Origin of the sequence: Paenibacillus sp. USDA918EY (genome assembly GCF_009870825.1) — a bacterium.
GTDB classification, from domain to species: domain Bacteria; phylum Bacillota; class Bacilli; order Paenibacillales; family Paenibacillaceae; genus Paenibacillus_AQ; species Paenibacillus_AQ albilobatus.
On the sequence record NZ_WTWY01000008.1, the window covers coordinates 52497 to 66684 of the forward strand.

The 14188-nt window shown below is 52.7% G+C and carries 16 protein-coding genes and 1 riboswitch; of the genes, 14 read left to right on the forward strand and 2 right to left on the reverse strand.

Annotation, left to right across the window (positions count from 1 at the left end):
• Positions 1-4: 4 nt before the first annotated feature.
• Positions 5-1246 (reverse strand): NAD(P)/FAD-dependent oxidoreductase, encoded by a 1242-nt coding sequence (locus GQY55_RS17345; RefSeq protein ID WP_160043137.1) that lies wholly within the window; start codon positions 1244-1246, stop codon positions 5-7.
• Positions 1247-1395: 149 nt separating this feature from the next.
• On the opposite strand from GQY55_RS17345, the gene GQY55_RS17350 reads away from it, so the two are divergent.
• The 13 genes from GQY55_RS17350 (at position 1396) to GQY55_RS17410 (ending at position 11425) form a co-directional block, all read left to right on the forward strand.
• Positions 1396-1632 carry a hypothetical protein gene (locus GQY55_RS17350; protein ID WP_160043138.1) on the forward strand — a complete coding sequence of 79 codons (237 nt, stop codon included), beginning with the start codon at positions 1396-1398 and terminating at the stop codon, positions 1630-1632.
• A 26-nt stretch (positions 1633-1658) separates the two neighbouring features.
• Positions 1659-2048, forward strand: a complete 390-nt coding sequence (locus tag GQY55_RS17355) for a spore coat protein (RefSeq protein WP_160043139.1) — start codon at positions 1659-1661, stop codon at positions 2046-2048.
• Between the two features lie 212 nt (positions 2049-2260).
• A complete protein-coding gene (locus tag GQY55_RS17360) occupies positions 2261-2761 on the forward strand; it encodes an Lrp/AsnC family transcriptional regulator (protein WP_160043140.1) in 501 nt (166 codons plus the stop codon).
• Between the two features lie 13 nt (positions 2762-2774).
• Positions 2775-3986: an aminotransferase class I/II-fold pyridoxal phosphate-dependent enzyme gene (locus GQY55_RS17365; RefSeq protein ID WP_201452175.1), complete on the forward strand. Its 1212-nt coding sequence runs from the start codon at positions 2775-2777 to the stop codon at positions 3984-3986.
• A gap of 279 nt (positions 3987-4265) precedes the next feature.
• Positions 4266-4532, forward strand: a complete 267-nt coding sequence (locus GQY55_RS17370) for an aspartyl-phosphate phosphatase Spo0E family protein (protein WP_160043141.1) — start codon at positions 4266-4268, stop codon at positions 4530-4532.
• A 205-nt stretch (positions 4533-4737) separates the two neighbouring features.
• On the forward strand, positions 4738-5274 hold the full coding sequence (locus tag GQY55_RS17375) for a hypothetical protein (RefSeq protein ID WP_236575681.1): 537 nt from the start codon (positions 4738-4740) through the stop codon (positions 5272-5274).
• Positions 5275-5306: 32 nt separating this feature from the next.
• Positions 5307-5876, forward strand: coding sequence for a cob(I)yrinic acid a,c-diamide adenosyltransferase (locus tag GQY55_RS17380; RefSeq protein WP_160043142.1), 570 nt, complete (start codon positions 5307-5309; stop codon positions 5874-5876).
• On the forward strand, positions 5873-6889 hold the full coding sequence (locus tag GQY55_RS17385) for an RluA family pseudouridine synthase (RefSeq protein WP_160043143.1): 1017 nt from the start codon (positions 5873-5875) through the stop codon (positions 6887-6889). Before GQY55_RS17380 ends, GQY55_RS17385 begins: the two co-directional genes overlap by 4 nt.
• A 54-nt stretch (positions 6890-6943) precedes the next feature.
• Positions 6944-7303, forward strand: a complete 360-nt coding sequence (locus GQY55_RS17390; RefSeq protein ID WP_160043144.1) for an arsenate reductase family protein — start codon at positions 6944-6946, stop codon at positions 7301-7303.
• 102 nt (positions 7304-7405) lie between these two features.
• The gene (locus GQY55_RS17395) at positions 7406-8290 is read left to right on the forward strand and encodes a 5'-3' exonuclease (protein ID WP_268895033.1); all 885 of its coding nucleotides are present in this window, start codon (positions 7406-7408) and stop codon (positions 8288-8290) included.
• Positions 8291-8471: 181 nt separating this feature from the next.
• Positions 8472-9353, forward strand: coding sequence for an ROK family protein (locus GQY55_RS17400; protein ID WP_160043145.1), 882 nt, complete (start codon positions 8472-8474; stop codon positions 9351-9353).
• A 196-nt stretch (positions 9354-9549) separates the two neighbouring features.
• Positions 9550-10230, forward strand: coding sequence for a stalk domain-containing protein (locus GQY55_RS17405; RefSeq protein ID WP_236575682.1), 681 nt, complete (start codon positions 9550-9552; stop codon positions 10228-10230).
• A 190-nt stretch (positions 10231-10420) separates the two neighbouring features.
• Positions 10421-11425 carry an HRDC domain-containing protein gene (locus tag GQY55_RS17410; protein ID WP_160043146.1) on the forward strand — a complete coding sequence of 335 codons (1005 nt, stop codon included), beginning with the start codon at positions 10421-10423 and terminating at the stop codon, positions 11423-11425.
• A gap of 187 nt (positions 11426-11612) precedes the next feature.
• Here GQY55_RS17410 and corA read toward each other — a convergent pair whose 3' ends face one another.
• Positions 11613-12548 carry a magnesium/cobalt transporter CorA gene (gene corA, locus GQY55_RS17415; RefSeq protein WP_160043147.1) on the reverse strand — a complete coding sequence of 312 codons (936 nt, stop codon included), beginning with the start codon at positions 12546-12548 and terminating at the stop codon, positions 11613-11615.
• Between the two features lie 445 nt (positions 12549-12993).
• A riboswitch (SAM riboswitch) is annotated at positions 12994-13117 on the forward strand.
• Positions 13118-13230: 113 nt separating this feature from the next.
• On the opposite strand from corA, the gene metA reads away from it, so the two are divergent.
• On the forward strand, positions 13231-14166 hold the full coding sequence (gene metA / locus GQY55_RS17420) for a homoserine O-acetyltransferase MetA (RefSeq protein WP_160043148.1): 936 nt from the start codon (positions 13231-13233) through the stop codon (positions 14164-14166).
• Positions 14167-14188 lie beyond the last annotated feature (22 nt).

Genomic DNA, 14188 nt, shown 5'->3' on the forward strand with positions numbered 1-14188 from the left:
TTGTTTAGCGGATCGGAACCGAGTTTGACGGAGAAGGTTTGCTGCTCCGCTGAAGCGAAAACATGCCAAGCTCCGGGCGTTTCCGCCCCAAGAGCTCATCCGCCAGCAAATCCGCTGCGATCATGCAGCAGACGGTGCCGTTGCCGCCGTATGCTTCGATAAAATAGCAATGCGGATAGTCCGGGTGCGTGCCGATCATCGGCATGCCGTCATGGGTCGTGCCGAAAATCGACGCCCAAGCGTAATCGGCCTTGAGGCGGTGATATCCGGGAAAGAGGTTGCGGATTTCGTCCAGCAGCACCTCGGTTTGATGCAGGAGGCGGCCTTCGCGTTTTTCAGGAGCGGGGGGAGCTTCGTCCAGCCCGCCCGCGACGATGCGGTTGTCCGGCGTGGTCCGCATATAGAGGTATGGCCTTGCCGTCTCCCAGATCAAGCAGCGTTCATGCCAGTCCGACAGGTCCTCGAGGGGTTGGGTCAACACGGCATAAGAAACGTTGATCACTGCGTTTTTGTCTTTTTTTATTTCCTGCGTCTCGTAGCCCGTCGAAAAGATCACTTTGTTTGCGCGGATGATGCCGGCATCCGTATAACAGGTGACGCCGCTTTCGCCGTATTCGAAATGAACCGCTTCGGTATGCTCGAACACCCGGACTCCCCGCAGCGCCGCGGCTTCGACCATGGCGTGTACAAGGCGGAACGGGTTCACCTCGGCGTCGCCGCGGGTGTAAAGGGCGGCCGCTTTCGAGAAAGGCATATGTTTTTCAATGCTGCTCCGATCCCAATAATCCACCTCGAAACCATAGGTGTGCAGCGTCTCATACTCCTCTTGAAGCATCTCGACGTCTTTTTCGCTGCTGGCAAAATAAAGGCTATTGCGGGGTACGAATTCCAGATCGCGCGGAAGCTTGGCGCACATCTCCCGAATTTGGCGGATGCTTCGCTCGCAGCTTTTGTAGAAGGCAACGCCGATCTCCTCGCCGAAGGTGCGGATCATGGACGTCAGCGTTTTGTCGTTCGAATATTGAAGCAAGCCGGTATTGGCGGCCGAGCTGCCGCCTCCGATTTTTCTTTTGTCGATAAGTATGATGTCGGAATTCTGTTCCGCGAGTTTGTATGCAAGCATGGCGCCGCCCATCCCGCCGCCGACGATCAGGAAGCTGCATTCCAGGTCTTCATCCAGCGCGGGATATTCGGGTACGGGTTTCATCGTATGGGGCCATGCCGGATTTCCGCTGTTCAGAATCATCTTGCTATCATTCCTTTCCCTTGCTCCAGCCTCGTTTGCCCTCACTTCAGTATTTGTCATTCCCAGGCCGATTACGCTCGGCACATAGAAAAAACGGACCGGGACATAATAAATGCGAGTTAAATATCCCCAGAGGAGGCAAAACGTTTATGCAATCCGGTCAAATGCAGGCCATAACTGGCAAAGAGCTGGAATATATCGTCGATTCGATTTCCAATGAAGATTTGCTGATCAAGCAATGCGCGGCCACTTGCGCTACGACCCAAAATCCGACGATTCAGCAGGCTTTGCAGCAATATATCCGGTCGATGGACCACCATCTGGATCTGCTCGTCCAATCCTTGCAGCAGCATCAGCCGCTTGCGCCGACCCAGCCGCAGCAATAAATTACTTCAGGAGGTAAACGACTACGATGAATTATCAATCCGGCAACTCCGCATTCATGCAGGATGAGGACCTGCTGTACACTATCCTCGCAGATTTGAAACGGACCGTCAGGGAATACACGACGGCGACGACGGAATCTTCCTGTCCGGCCGTGCGGCAGCTGTTCACGCAGTTGACCAACGATACGCTTCGCATGCAGGGAGAACTCTATAATCTGATGAAGCAGCTCAACATGTATTCGACTTCCTCCAGCGCCCTTCGCCAGGACCTCGACAAGCAGGTTCAGGATGCGCGGAACACGCAGCAAAAGACCCGGCAGTTCGTGCAACAAAAAACGAGCAGCATGGGCCATTACGCGCAGGCTTCGCAAATGCAGCAAAATCAGCAAAACGCTCAAAATCCTTATTACATGTAACCAATAACCGGCTTCCCGCAGGCTTAAACATGTGCTCGGAAGTTCCGGTTGGAGGAGCATGGCACATTTTTACCGTCTCAAATTCGGCCCACGCCGGGGAGACGGTTTTTCTTTGCATGCATCCCAAAGTATTGTAATATTAGTATTAATCTCTTTCCCGGGTATGACATGTTTTGTAAGCAACCCGCGAAACGAATGCTGGAGGAACCTGTATGAAAGAACTTACCGAACTGAAGCTGAAAGTCCTCGATCTGCTGAATGAGGATGCGAGACGATCTCCCAAACTTCTCGCCACCCTGATTGGCGTGGAAGAGGAGGCGGTGAAAGAGGCGATTGCGGAGCTTGAAGCGGACCACGTCATCGTGAAATACGCGGCCGTTGTCAACTGGAGCAAAATTGAAGAAGAAACCGTAACGGCGCTGATCGAAGTGCAGATTACCCCGGAGCGGGGCCGCGGGTTCGAAGGAATCGCGGAGCGCATTTATTTGTACCCGCAGGTGAAATCCGTTTATTTGATGAGCGGCGCATACGATCTGCTTGTCGAAGTGGAAGGGCGGAACCTGAGGGAAGTGGCGAACTTCGTGTCCGAGAAGCTGTCGCCGATCGATTCGGTATTGTCGACGAAAACCAATTTTATTTTGAAAAAATATAAGCAGGACGGCATCATTTTTGAGGATCGCGAAGAAGATAACCGTCTCATAGTCTCGCCGTAAAGGAAGATGTGTCATGATCGTGAATGAAGATACCAAACAACAGCAAGTTAAATCGATGGAATCGTATTTGTCCCCGCTGGTCCGCAACATTCCGCCGTCCGGGATCCGCAAGTTTTTCGACCTGGCGAACGGCAGCAAGGATATCATCACGCTCGGCGTGGGCGAACCCGACTTCACGACGCCTTGGCATGTCAGGGAGGCCTGTGTGTATTCCCTGGAACGCGGAATGACCGCGTATACTTCCAATGCGGGGATGATCGAACTCCGTGAAGCGATTTCGGAATATTTGAACGACAGCTTTCAGGTGGCATACGATCCGAAGGACCAGATTATCGTCACGGTCGGCGGCAGCGAAGCCATCGACCTCGCCCTGCGCGCCCTGATCGTTCCGGGAGACGAAATCCTGATTCCGGAACCGTGTTACGTGCCTTACTCGCCGATCACTTCGATCGGGGGCGGCGTGCCTGTCGGCATCGAAACTTACGCGAAGGACGATTTCAAGCTGACGGCCGAAGCACTGGAAGCGAAAATTACGCCTAAAACCAAGGTGCTGATCCTGTGTTATCCGAGCAATCCGACCGGATCCATCATGACGTACGAGGATTGGCTTCCGATCGCGAAAGTCGTGGAAAAACACGATCTGATCGTCATTTCCGACGAAATTTACGCCGAGCTGACTTACGGCCAAAAGCATGTCAGTGTGGCATCCGTTCCGGGCATGAAGGACCGCACCATTCTGGTCAGCGGCTTTTCCAAGGCGTTTGCGATGACCGGCTGGCGGATGGGGTACGTCTGCGCCCATCCTGAACTGATCTCCGCCATGCTGAAAATCCATCAATATACGATCATGTGCGCTCCGGTTATGGGCCAGGTGGCCGCTCTGGAAGCGCTGAAACACGGCATGGAGGAGAAGGACCGGATGATCGAGTCCTACAACCAGCGCCGGCGCCTGATCGTTCAAGGCTTCCAGGACATCGGGCTTTCGTGCCACGAACCTCAAGGCGCGTTTTACGCGTTCCCAAGCATTGCATCGACGGGACTCCGCTCCGAGGAATTTGCGCACCGGCTGCTGCTCGAAGCGAAAGTCGCGGCGGTTCCGGGAACGGCGTTCGGCGCAAGCGGGGAAGGATTTTTACGCTGTTCCTATGCCACGTCCGTGGCTCAGCTGACCGAGGCGCTTGACCGGATCGGGCAGTTTCTGCACAAACTCAAACAGGAGTCTTGAATCGAATCCGATCGGCCGTCCTCCGGCTGATTGGATGTTTTTAGCATTTTCAAGTTTCATTTCCATTATTTTCTGTTTAATGTAACTATAGGTCTTCCTCAACATGGTTTTCTTTTCTTCTTGGCCGGAAGCCTCCCTTAAGGATATTTGCAAAACCTTTTTTTAGGGGTTTGTACTGATTTTTGAATAATTTAACGAATTATTCACTTTCTTTTATCCGCGAATATGTTATAATTTTGCTTCGGGAGCAAGAAAAGACTTACCAGGGAGGGATTACCTTTGTTCTGTGCCGAATATGATTTGCCCTCATATCAAGGCGACTATATTGCAGAAGATGATCAGCGCGGTGATTGGTCGGCCAAAACGACGGATTCTGCGAAGAATATTTCCTTGGAAGATGAAATTCTGATGCTCCGCAACAAGATGGAACAAATCTTTATGCAGGAACAGTCCTTCACCTCGGAAGTCGTGATCGAAATCAGCAGCTTGCTGGATCTGAAGATTAACGAATACATGAAATCCTGCCCCAAGAAAAATAAATCGTAAGCCTTAAAAAGGCTGCAAATATCCTTGTTTTCGTTAAAACCCCCGCCCCTTCGGGGAACAGGAAAGCGGAGTTCGTTTTCAGCGAATTTCCGCCGCCTGTCCCGAGGGGGCTTTTTGCTGTTTGCGGGTTTGGAAGCGGTCCGCTTTTTTGTCTCTTCCAGGTATGATATATTGAACCTATTGGAGAATGGAGGAGGAGCAGAGAGTGAAGGCGTACGGTAAACTCATGCTGGTTATTTTCGCTGTTTTTATGCTTGCGGGCTGCGGGAAGGAAAAGCCGGATCTATCGATTTTCATGATTGATGACAAGTCCGATCCGACGCAGGTCGCCGAACCGCTTGAGAAAGCGCTGCAGGAACGTCTCGGCGAGGACATCAAGGTCCAGGTGATCGCAAGCCCGCTGTATAACCCGGAAAAGCTGATGGTCGAATATGCCGCGGGCGGCCACGACATCATGATTTTGCCTGAAGAGGACATGAAAAATTACGGCAAAATGGGAGGCCATGTCGTGCTGGATGACCATTTTGATCCGAAAAAATATCCGGCAGGCGTATTTGCGAGCAAGGAAGAAAAGGAAGATAAAACGATCGACAACACGGAGCATCTGTACGGGATTCCCGTCAAGGATATGAAGATGTTCAAAGATTTGAAATATACGCCGGACAAGCTGTTCGTCACGATCCCCGTGTCGGCGAAACATGTGGATAACGCGGTGAAGGCGCTTAAGGAAATGACGGAGTAGGCGGCTTTACGGCCTAAGGGAGGAACGATCGAATGAGAATATATACACGGACCGGGGACGAAGGCGAGACATCCGTTATCGGCGGACGCGTATCGAAGGATGACCTTCAGGTGGAAACTTACGGAACCATCGACGAGCTGAATTGTTACGTCGGCCAGGCTGCAAGCCTGATGGAGGGCGAGGTTTTTGCCGATTTGCGCGGCGACCTGATCGAAATTATGCATGAATTGTTTGATTGCGGTTCGGATCTGGCGTTCGTCAAACTGAGCGAGAGCAAATATAAAGTGCGTGCCGAGATGGTGGAGCGGCTGGAGCAGTGGATCGATAAATATCTGGAGGAGACCCCTGAGCTGGAACGGTTTATTTTGCCTGGGGGAACGCTGTTGTCATCAACGCTGCATGTATGCAGAACGGTATGCCGCCGGGCGGAACGCAGAGTCGTCACATTGGGGCGTCACAAAGAAATCAACCCGGAGGTTCGCCGGTATTTGAACCGGCTGTCCGATTATTTCTTCGTTGCGGCCCGTACGGCCAACGTTCGCGGCGGCGTCCCGGATATCGAATATGTCCGCAGCAAAAAGGTGTTCGGCAACAAAAAATGACATCCTATTATCCGCCAATCACTTATATCGTGCCCGAAGCGGAGGACGGCTGGCTGCTCAAGACCATCCTGCTCCGGCGCATGCATGTATCACGCAAGCTGCAGTCCCGGCTGAAGCTGACGGAACAAGGAATTACGTTAAACGGCCGCAGAGTTTACACCAGCGTTCCCGTTCAAGCCGGGGACGAGGTGGCAATCCGGATGGAGCAGGAAACCTCCGACGACATTTTGCCGCAGCCGATTCCTTTCGAAATTCTTTATGAAGACGAGCATATCCTCGTCGTAAACAAGGAAGCCGGCATGATCGTGCACCCCACGCACGGGCATTATACGGGCACGCTTGCGAACGGGGTCGTGGATTATTGGCGCCAAAAAGGGGAGGCCTTCCGTTTCCGCGCGGTACACCGTCTCGACCAGGAAACGACCGGCGTGCTTGCGATCGCCAAAAATCCTTACGTGCACCAGCATATATCCGAGCAAATGATCGGAAACCGCGTGGACAAAACCTATCTCGCTTTGGTACACGGTACGCCGGAGCCGCCCGAGGGCGAAATCGACGGGCCGATCGACAGGGACCCTGAGGAGCCCCACCGCCGGATCGTGACGCCGGACGGCTATCCGTCGCGGACGAAATACCGGATGCTGGAAAGCTGGGCGGACGGGTCACTTGTCCGGCTGAAGCTGGAGACGGGAAGAACGCATCAGATCCGCGTGCACATGACCAGCATCGGCTGTCCCCTGATCGGGGACAAGCTGTACCGTCACGACGTTTACAAGGACATCGAAAGCCAAGGCTCGGAACCCGGAAATGAAGCCGAAGCGGACGTAAGCCTTATGCCCTCATTCGAGCGGAACATCGTTTTATTGGACCGGGCCATCCCGCGCCAGGCGCTTCACGCCTTCGAGCTGTCCTTCGAGCATCCGGTCACGCACGAGAAGATGACCTTTCAGGCGCCGATGCCCGAGGATATGCGGGAATTGCGGGAGCTGTTACAGAAAGGACGCTATAGCTGAAAAGCACGACAGACGACGAGAAAGTATGACTAAAAAAGAGAGTTGATTGACCAGATGAGCAAACTTCAAGTTTACCAATATCCGAAATGCGGCACCTGCCGCAATGCCGTCAAATGGCTTCAGTCCCATGGACATGAACTGGAGCTTCATCATATTAAAGAAGAGCCGCCGAAGCCGGAAGCGCTGACCGAACTTGTACGCCTAAGCGGGCTTCCGCTCAAAAAGTTCTTTAACACGAGTGGCGAAGTGTACAAAGAATTGGGTTTAAAAGACAAACTGGCCGACATGACCGAAGAAGAGCAGATCAAGCTGTTGTCGTCCAACGGCATGTTGATTAAACGCCCCGTCGTAACCGATGGCCGCAAAGTTACCGTCGGTTTCAAGGAGGATCAGTACGAATCCGTCTGGGGATAACAGGAAACCGCCCAAAAGCTCCCCCGAGTTGTGTTATACTAAAGGCAGCATTGCCCGCCCTTGGATGAGGGATGAGGCACACAAGGGGAGAAACGAAGATTGATCACGAATACGAACCGCCCGTCCGTCCTGTTGGTCGACGGAATGGCATTGTTGTTTAGAGCTTATTACGCTACCGCCACCAGCGGATATATCCGCCGGACGAAATCGGGAATTCCGACCAATGCGATTTACGGTTTCATCCGCTACTTCTGGGATGCGGTGCAAAACTTTGACCCGAGCCACGTGGTTTGCTGCTGGGATCTTGGGGGCAAGACGTTCCGCGGGGAGCATTTTTCGGCTTACAAAGGCAACCGTCCGGAGGCGCCGGACGATCTGGTGCCGCAGTTTTCGCTGATCCGGGACGTCATGGACAGTATGGGCGTACCCAACATCGGAGCGGAAGGTTACGAGGCCGACGATTGCATCGGCACGTTGGCGGCCAAGTTCAGCCAGGACATGGACGTTATGGTGCTGTCGGGCGATCATGATCTGCTGCAGCTCGTAAGCGACCGTACGACCGTCATTATCATGAAAAAAGGCCACGGCAACTATAAGGTGTACACACCGGAGTCGTTATACGAGGAAAGGCAGCTTCATCCGCGCCAAATCATTGACGTGAAGGCGTTGATGGGAGATGCCAGCGACAACTATCCGGGCGTCCGCGGCATCGGCGAAAAAACGGCGCATAAGCTGATCCAGGAATACGGATCGATCGAAGGCATCTTGGACAATCTCGATCAGGTATCGAAAAGCGTCCGCGCCAAAATCGAAGCGGATCTGGAAATGATGCATCTGTCGCGCAAGCTCGCGGAAATCTATTGTGCAGCCCCTGTGGCATGCGCGCTGGAGAACTGCGAGCTGTCGCTCGACGAGCAGTCGGTGGTCGACAAGTTCGAGGAGCTCGAAATGAAAAGCCTCTGCCATCTGCTTGGAGTCGCCTTATAGCCTTATAAAGGAAAAACACCGGGGGATGCCGGCACCGCGCCAGGCGTCCCCGCCGTGTGTTTGTACATTGACTTTCATCGGAGAACTGGGCTATAATGCCCGTGGTTATGGATAGGATTCAGTACTTAAATGCCTCGTAAGAACAACAGACAAGAGAATGGTGCAGGAGGGATTGCAAACGATGAGTATTCTGGGAGCGATTGAAGCCGGAGGTACAAAATTTGTGTGCGGAATCGGCAAGGAAGACGGAACCGTGCTGGAGCGGGTCAGCTTTCCGACGGCAACGCCGGAAGAAACGATGGCACAGGTGGTTTCCTTTTTTCAAAATAAAGGCGTGGAAGCGATTGGGGTAGGTTCGTTCGGCCCGATCGATCCCGTCAAAGGAAGTCCTACATACGGACGCATTACGACGACACCCAAGCCGCATTGGAGCAACTTTGATATCGTAGGCCATTTGGGTTCGCATTTTCAGGTGCCGATCGAATTCGATACCGACGTGAACGGCGCGGCGCTGGGCGAATATACGTGGGGAGCCGCCAAAGGATTTGACAGCTGCCTCTACATTACGGTAGGCACCGGGGTTGGCGCCGGCGCGGTCGTTGGCGGCGAGCTGGTGCACGGGCTTTCGCACCCTGAAATGGGACATATTCTGGTCCGCCGCCATCCGGAGGACAAATTCGAAGGTTTCTGCCCTTATCATGGCGACTGCCTGGAAGGCGTGGCCGCAGGCCCATCGCTTTCGAAACGGTGGGGAGTCCCGGGTGCAGATCTGACGCCGGATCACCCGGCTTGGGAAATGGAAGCCTATTATCTCGCGCAAGCGTTGATGAACTACATTCTCATTTTGTCTCCGCAAAAAATCGTTATGGGCGGCGGCGTCATGAAACAGCTGCAGCTGTTCCCGCTGATTCATGCCAAACTGCAGGAGCTGCTGAACGGCTACGTGCAGCTTCCGGCCATCTCCGAACAAATCGCGGACTACATCGTTCCTCCGCAGCTGGGAGACAACGCCGGTTTATGCGGAGCGCTCGCTTTGGCCAAAAAGGCGCTGGCTGCCGGATAAACGAACCGTCCAATGGGACAAGCACTTTATTTTAAGCAAATTGAGAAGGAGGCTGAGAAGCCTCCTTTTTCGCGTTTATGCCGTCTATTTGATCTATTGCGAAACATCTTTTTTAGTCAAAAAGCCGCTTGTTTTAGGAAATACAAAACTCTATAGTTCATATATATTGATTGTGAAAACCATTATATGGCAAGGAGTGGAAAGTTTGAAAAAGAAATGGATCGTGACGACGGCAGCGGCTGCAATGCTGCTAACTGCGGCTTCAGGCGTTTATGCCGGAGCCAAACTTCAGGAGGTCAAAGCGTATTTGAACAGCAGCATCCAGCTCAAATTCAACGGAACGCCCGTTCAGCCTCGGGACGAGAAAGGAAATGCGGTGCTGCCGATTACATACAACGGAACGACGTATCTTCCGGTTCGCGCCGTTGCGGACGTGATGGGGATCGCCGTATCCTATAATCCGGAAACGTACACGGTAGAGCTCGGGGAGAAGTCGGAAGGCGTAGCGATCGCGAAAGGGTTCGAAAGCATGTATTATACGAAGGACCCGGCGCAAACGACCTATCAGGGCAAGGATTACAAGGAAGCGTATTTCGATAATGCCGGCAGCAAACGCAGCAGCAGCTTCATGCTGTTCCCGAAAGGAAAATACCAGAAGCTGTATCTGCAGGTGGCTGCCGTGGGCGAAGATATCGACAACTTTTTCATTGAGGACAGTGAGAAGAATGTCAAGCTAAAAACGGAAAAGGTTGCCGTAAAAGACGGCTTGAAAACGATCGTCGTCGACATCTCCGGCGTCAACGAACTGTTCATTTATGCGGATGTGGAGAACAAAGGAGCCTTGTTCGTTCCACTGACCACGTCTTATTATAAGTAAGGCCATTGCAGGAATCCGATCGGCATGCGTCTTTGATTAGCCAAGGCCGCCGTTTTTTCAAAAAGGATTGACCATTTGCGATGATGTGGTATCATTTGGAATAACAGCATAATAACGGGGAAGCACCTCTCTTGAACTTCAAGGGAGGTGCTTTTTTTGTTGTGCTGATTTCAGAGGGAGGTAAAGCAAGATGCAGACCGTATTTATGAACCGAATGGTGAAGGTAAGCGAACAGGGAGACGGGATGGCCGAAGTATGGATCGATGAGGGGGAAGGCGTTTGGAGGCTTGGCTGGAGGGATCTGGAGGACGGCGGCCGGGAACGGGAACAGGTGTGGTATGAAGGCGGCTCCTGGAATGAAATGCTGCATATTTACCGCCACGGTTTGGCCGTGAAATTAGGCGAAGGCTTCCGGCCCGTCATTGACGGGATTTTTCACGACGAAGAGGAGCAGAAAGGAAAAAGCCAGGCCGTTCAGAAGCTATACTGCTACAGCGAGCTGAACTACCGCGAGGAGCTTTACAACGAGCTTTGCGCCTGGAGGCGCAAAAAGGCGGCGGCCGAGCGGAAAGCGCCGTATTTTATTGCGACGAACCGGCTGCTGCGGCTGATCAGCACGTTCGTGCCGGCGACGTTGGACGAGCTGCTGCAGCTGCCGGGCGTCGGGGACAACAAGGCGGCGGAATACGGCGGGGAGCTGCTCGAAATTACCGCCGGACGGGAGCGCAGCCACGGTTTCCCGCTGGATTGGGTTCAGGACGAGCTGGACGAAACGACGTACGAGGCTTGGGTATACAAGCAAAAAGAGCAGAAATATAAGCAGGATCTCGACAAATACCGGACGAAGCAGCAGCTGCTTCAAGGCATTCGAACCGGAAAAAGGCTGGTGCAGATGGAACAGGAAACCGGCCTGACGAGACGCGAGCTGGTGGAAGCGCTGGAACAGCTTGAAAAAGAAGGTTACGACGCGGAAAGCCTGATCGCCGGGGAGCTGCAGGAAATGCCGGAAGCGGAGCAGGAAGAGGTATGGAGGGCGTTCGAGGAGCTGGGCGATACGCTGCTGAAGCCGGTGCTGCACCGGGTGTACGGCCAGGAGGCGGCCGCCGGGCCGCTGATGGAGCTGCGGTATGAACGGCTGCGCCTGATTCGGATCCGTTTCCGCAAGGAAGCCGAAGGCAGAAGAAATGCGGGATAGGCTGCGCACCCGGGCGGCCGTGCGCAAATCCGAACGTCCGGTACGGCGTTTGGCATGACGGCGGCCTGCTTAAGCTGCCCCATTCCCCGAAATGACGATAAACGCAAAAAAGGACGAAGAAGCTTATGCCTGCAAACGATGCAGTAAAAAGCGCTTCTTCGTCCTTTCTTTTTTGGCCGTCCGCCTTTCAAATCCAGTCTTTTTTGCGGAAGATCAGGAGCATGCTGACGGCGAGCACGGCCATGATCCCGATCACGACAAAATATCCGTATGATGTATGCGTTTCAGGCATATTGTCGAAGTTCATGCCATAGATCCCCGTAATGACGGTCAGCGGCATGAATATCGTCGTGATGGCCGTAAAAACGCGCATGATTTCGTTTGCCCGGTTCGCGATACTGGACTGGTAGGCCTCGCGAAGGTTGCCCATCAGGTCGCGGAACGTATCGAAGGTTTCAGAAATTTTGACGGCATTTTCATAGATGTCGCTGAAATATTTTTGAAGCTGGTCGTCGATCAAACGAAGATCCCGCTTGTTGAGTGTGTTAATAAGATCCTTTTGCGGTCCGAGCACCTTTTTCAGCCATAAAATTTCGCTTCGCAGGCCGATGATTTCGTTCAGGTGCGATTTTTTCGTGTGCATCAGGATATCTTCTTCCAGCTTTTCGATTTTGGCTTCGATCCGGTCGCCTACCGTGAAATAGTTGTCTACGACCAGGTCGACCAGCAAATACAGAAAGCGGTCCGGCGTGCTGACTTCCTGCTCCCATAAAATCGGCTTCAGGGTGCGCAGCTCGTTGATTTTCTGCTTGGTGACGGTGATGATGAAATAACGGCCCAAAAACACGTTTAATGCGCGCAGGAAAATTTCCTCGTCATCGAAACGGATGGAATTCACAACGATAAAATAATGGTTTTCGTAAATTTCGAGTTTGGGACGCTGCTCTTCTTCGCTCAAGCAGTCCTCCACCGCCAGATCATGCAAGGAAAATAAAGGCTGCAGAAGCGCCAGGTCTTCCACGTCCGCATCGATCCAATAAAATCCTGCAGACGGGGCTGTCATTGTGGTTTGGATGTCGTCAATCGGCGTGAAAACACCCTCGTTGACCAACCGGATTTTCATATGATTTCACTCCTTCATCCCTTCATGCAACGCATGCTCAGGGAATGCTTGTTTAGGGCATAGGAAAGAAATCAGCGTACCGGTCGTTTTTTTGGGGGAATTTTAGCTGAGGAATCCGTGGTGGACAAAAGCGAAAACTTCCCTGCGCCGGCAAGCTGATTTCGTTTCTATGCGGTTGTGTTCAATTGCATTCAGCTTCGGGCTCGGGTCGCCTTCCATCTCATGTCACCTCTTGTTTTGGGTTCAAACACTTGTCTAGTATAACGCCGGGCCATGGACCTTTCAAGAAAAAATTGACCCTTGCTGGCGTCCGCTTACAGCGTATGACAAAGGCTGGAAAAAGGTGTGGGAAAATGTTGCGGCATCCGCCCGAAAGCTTCTTGACGAAGGATGGGATTATGATTTAAAGTAAGGAACAAAGAACATTAAAACTGAATACAGCGAAATCTTATCAAGAGCAGGTGGAGGGACTAGCCCGATGAAACCCGGCAACCGGCGCGTATGCGCACGGTGCTAATTCTTGCAGGAACGTTGCGCTGCGGCAAGCAGCGGTTTCTGACAGATGAGAGAGGCGTAAAATATAACGAACATGACCTTTCTCTATGCGGAAGGTCATTTTTGTTTTATATGCACCTTGCTCCCCCGTATGATTTTCGCCACCTTCTAAAAGGAGTGTTGAATCATGCCAATTAAAATTCCGGATGCTTTGCCGGCCAAAGAAATTCTGAACGGAGAAAACATTTTCGTCATGGATGACAGCAGAGCGTACCATCAGGACATCCGTCCGCTTCGGATCGCCATCATGAACATCATGCCGACCAAAGAGACGACGGAAACGCAGCTGCTCCGTCTTCTCGGAAACTCCCCCCTGCAGGTGGAAATTACGCTGCTGCACCCGCAGTCGCATACGTCGAAAAATACGTCCGTGGAACATTTGGAAGCATTTTATAAGACGTTTGACGAAGTGCGCCACCGCCGTTTCGACGGCATGATCATTACCGGCGCGCCGGTGGAACGCCTGGATTTCGAAGACGTGTTCTATTGGCACGAGCTCGAGGAAATCATGGATTGGTCCAAAACGAACGTCACTTCGACGCTGCATATTTGTTGGGCCTCGCAGGCGGGCTTGTATCATCATTTCGGCGTTCCGAAATGGGATCTGGCCAAAAAATGCTTCGGCGTGTTCCCGCATACGGTCAATCGGCAGAACGTCAAGCTTCTTCGCGGTTTCGACGAAATCTTTTATGTACCGCATTCCCGCCATACGGAGGTGCGCCGGGAAGACATCGACGGCATCGACGAGCTCGAAATTTTGTCCGAGTCCGAGGAAGCGGGCATTTATTTGGTGGCAACCAAAGACGGCAAACAAATTTTCGTGACGGGACATTCCGAATACGACCCTTATTCCCTGAAATGGGAATACGAGCGGGACGTCGCCAAGGGCATGGCCATGGACATTCCGAAGCATTATTACCCGAATGACGACCCGTCCCAAACGCCGCCGGCGATTTGGCGCGCCCATGCAAACTTATTATTCTCTAATTGGCTGAATTACTATGTATATCAGGAAACGCCTTATGACATCGGAGAGGTCGCCGAAGTCTGGCCGCAGATTTAAACGATGTATCCGGGGATTTTGT

What these genes read in the sequence shown, in the direction of transcription:
- GQY55_RS17345 (WP_160043137.1), bottom strand. Translation starts at nt 1,246, where the DNA reads ATGATTCTGAACAGCGGAAATCCGGCATGGCCCCATACGATGAAACCC.
- GQY55_RS17350 (WP_160043138.1), top strand. Translation starts at nt 1,396, where the DNA reads ATGCAATCCGGTCAAATGCAGGCCATAACTGGCAAAGAGCTGGAATAT.
- metA (WP_160043148.1), top strand. Translation starts at nt 13,231, where the DNA reads ATGCCAATTAAAATTCCGGATGCTTTGCCGGCCAAAGAAATTCTGAAC.
- GQY55_RS17380 (WP_160043142.1), top strand. Translation starts at nt 5,307, where the DNA reads ATGAGAATATATACACGGACCGGGGACGAAGGCGAGACATCCGTTATC.
- GQY55_RS17360 (WP_160043140.1), top strand. Translation starts at nt 2,261, where the DNA reads ATGAAAGAACTTACCGAACTGAAGCTGAAAGTCCTCGATCTGCTGAAT.
- corA (WP_160043147.1), bottom strand. Translation starts at nt 12,548, where the DNA reads ATGAAAATCCGGTTGGTCAACGAGGGTGTTTTCACGCCGATTGACGAC.
- GQY55_RS17385 (WP_160043143.1), top strand. Translation starts at nt 5,873, where the DNA reads ATGACATCCTATTATCCGCCAATCACTTATATCGTGCCCGAAGCGGAG.
- GQY55_RS17400 (WP_160043145.1), top strand. Translation starts at nt 8,472, where the DNA reads ATGAGTATTCTGGGAGCGATTGAAGCCGGAGGTACAAAATTTGTGTGC.
- GQY55_RS17390 (WP_160043144.1), top strand. Translation starts at nt 6,944, where the DNA reads ATGAGCAAACTTCAAGTTTACCAATATCCGAAATGCGGCACCTGCCGC.
- GQY55_RS17355 (WP_160043139.1), top strand. Translation starts at nt 1,659, where the DNA reads ATGAATTATCAATCCGGCAACTCCGCATTCATGCAGGATGAGGACCTG.
- GQY55_RS17410 (WP_160043146.1), top strand. Translation starts at nt 10,421, where the DNA reads ATGCAGACCGTATTTATGAACCGAATGGTGAAGGTAAGCGAACAGGGA.
- GQY55_RS17365 (WP_201452175.1), top strand. Translation starts at nt 2,775, where the DNA reads ATGATCGTGAATGAAGATACCAAACAACAGCAAGTTAAATCGATGGAA.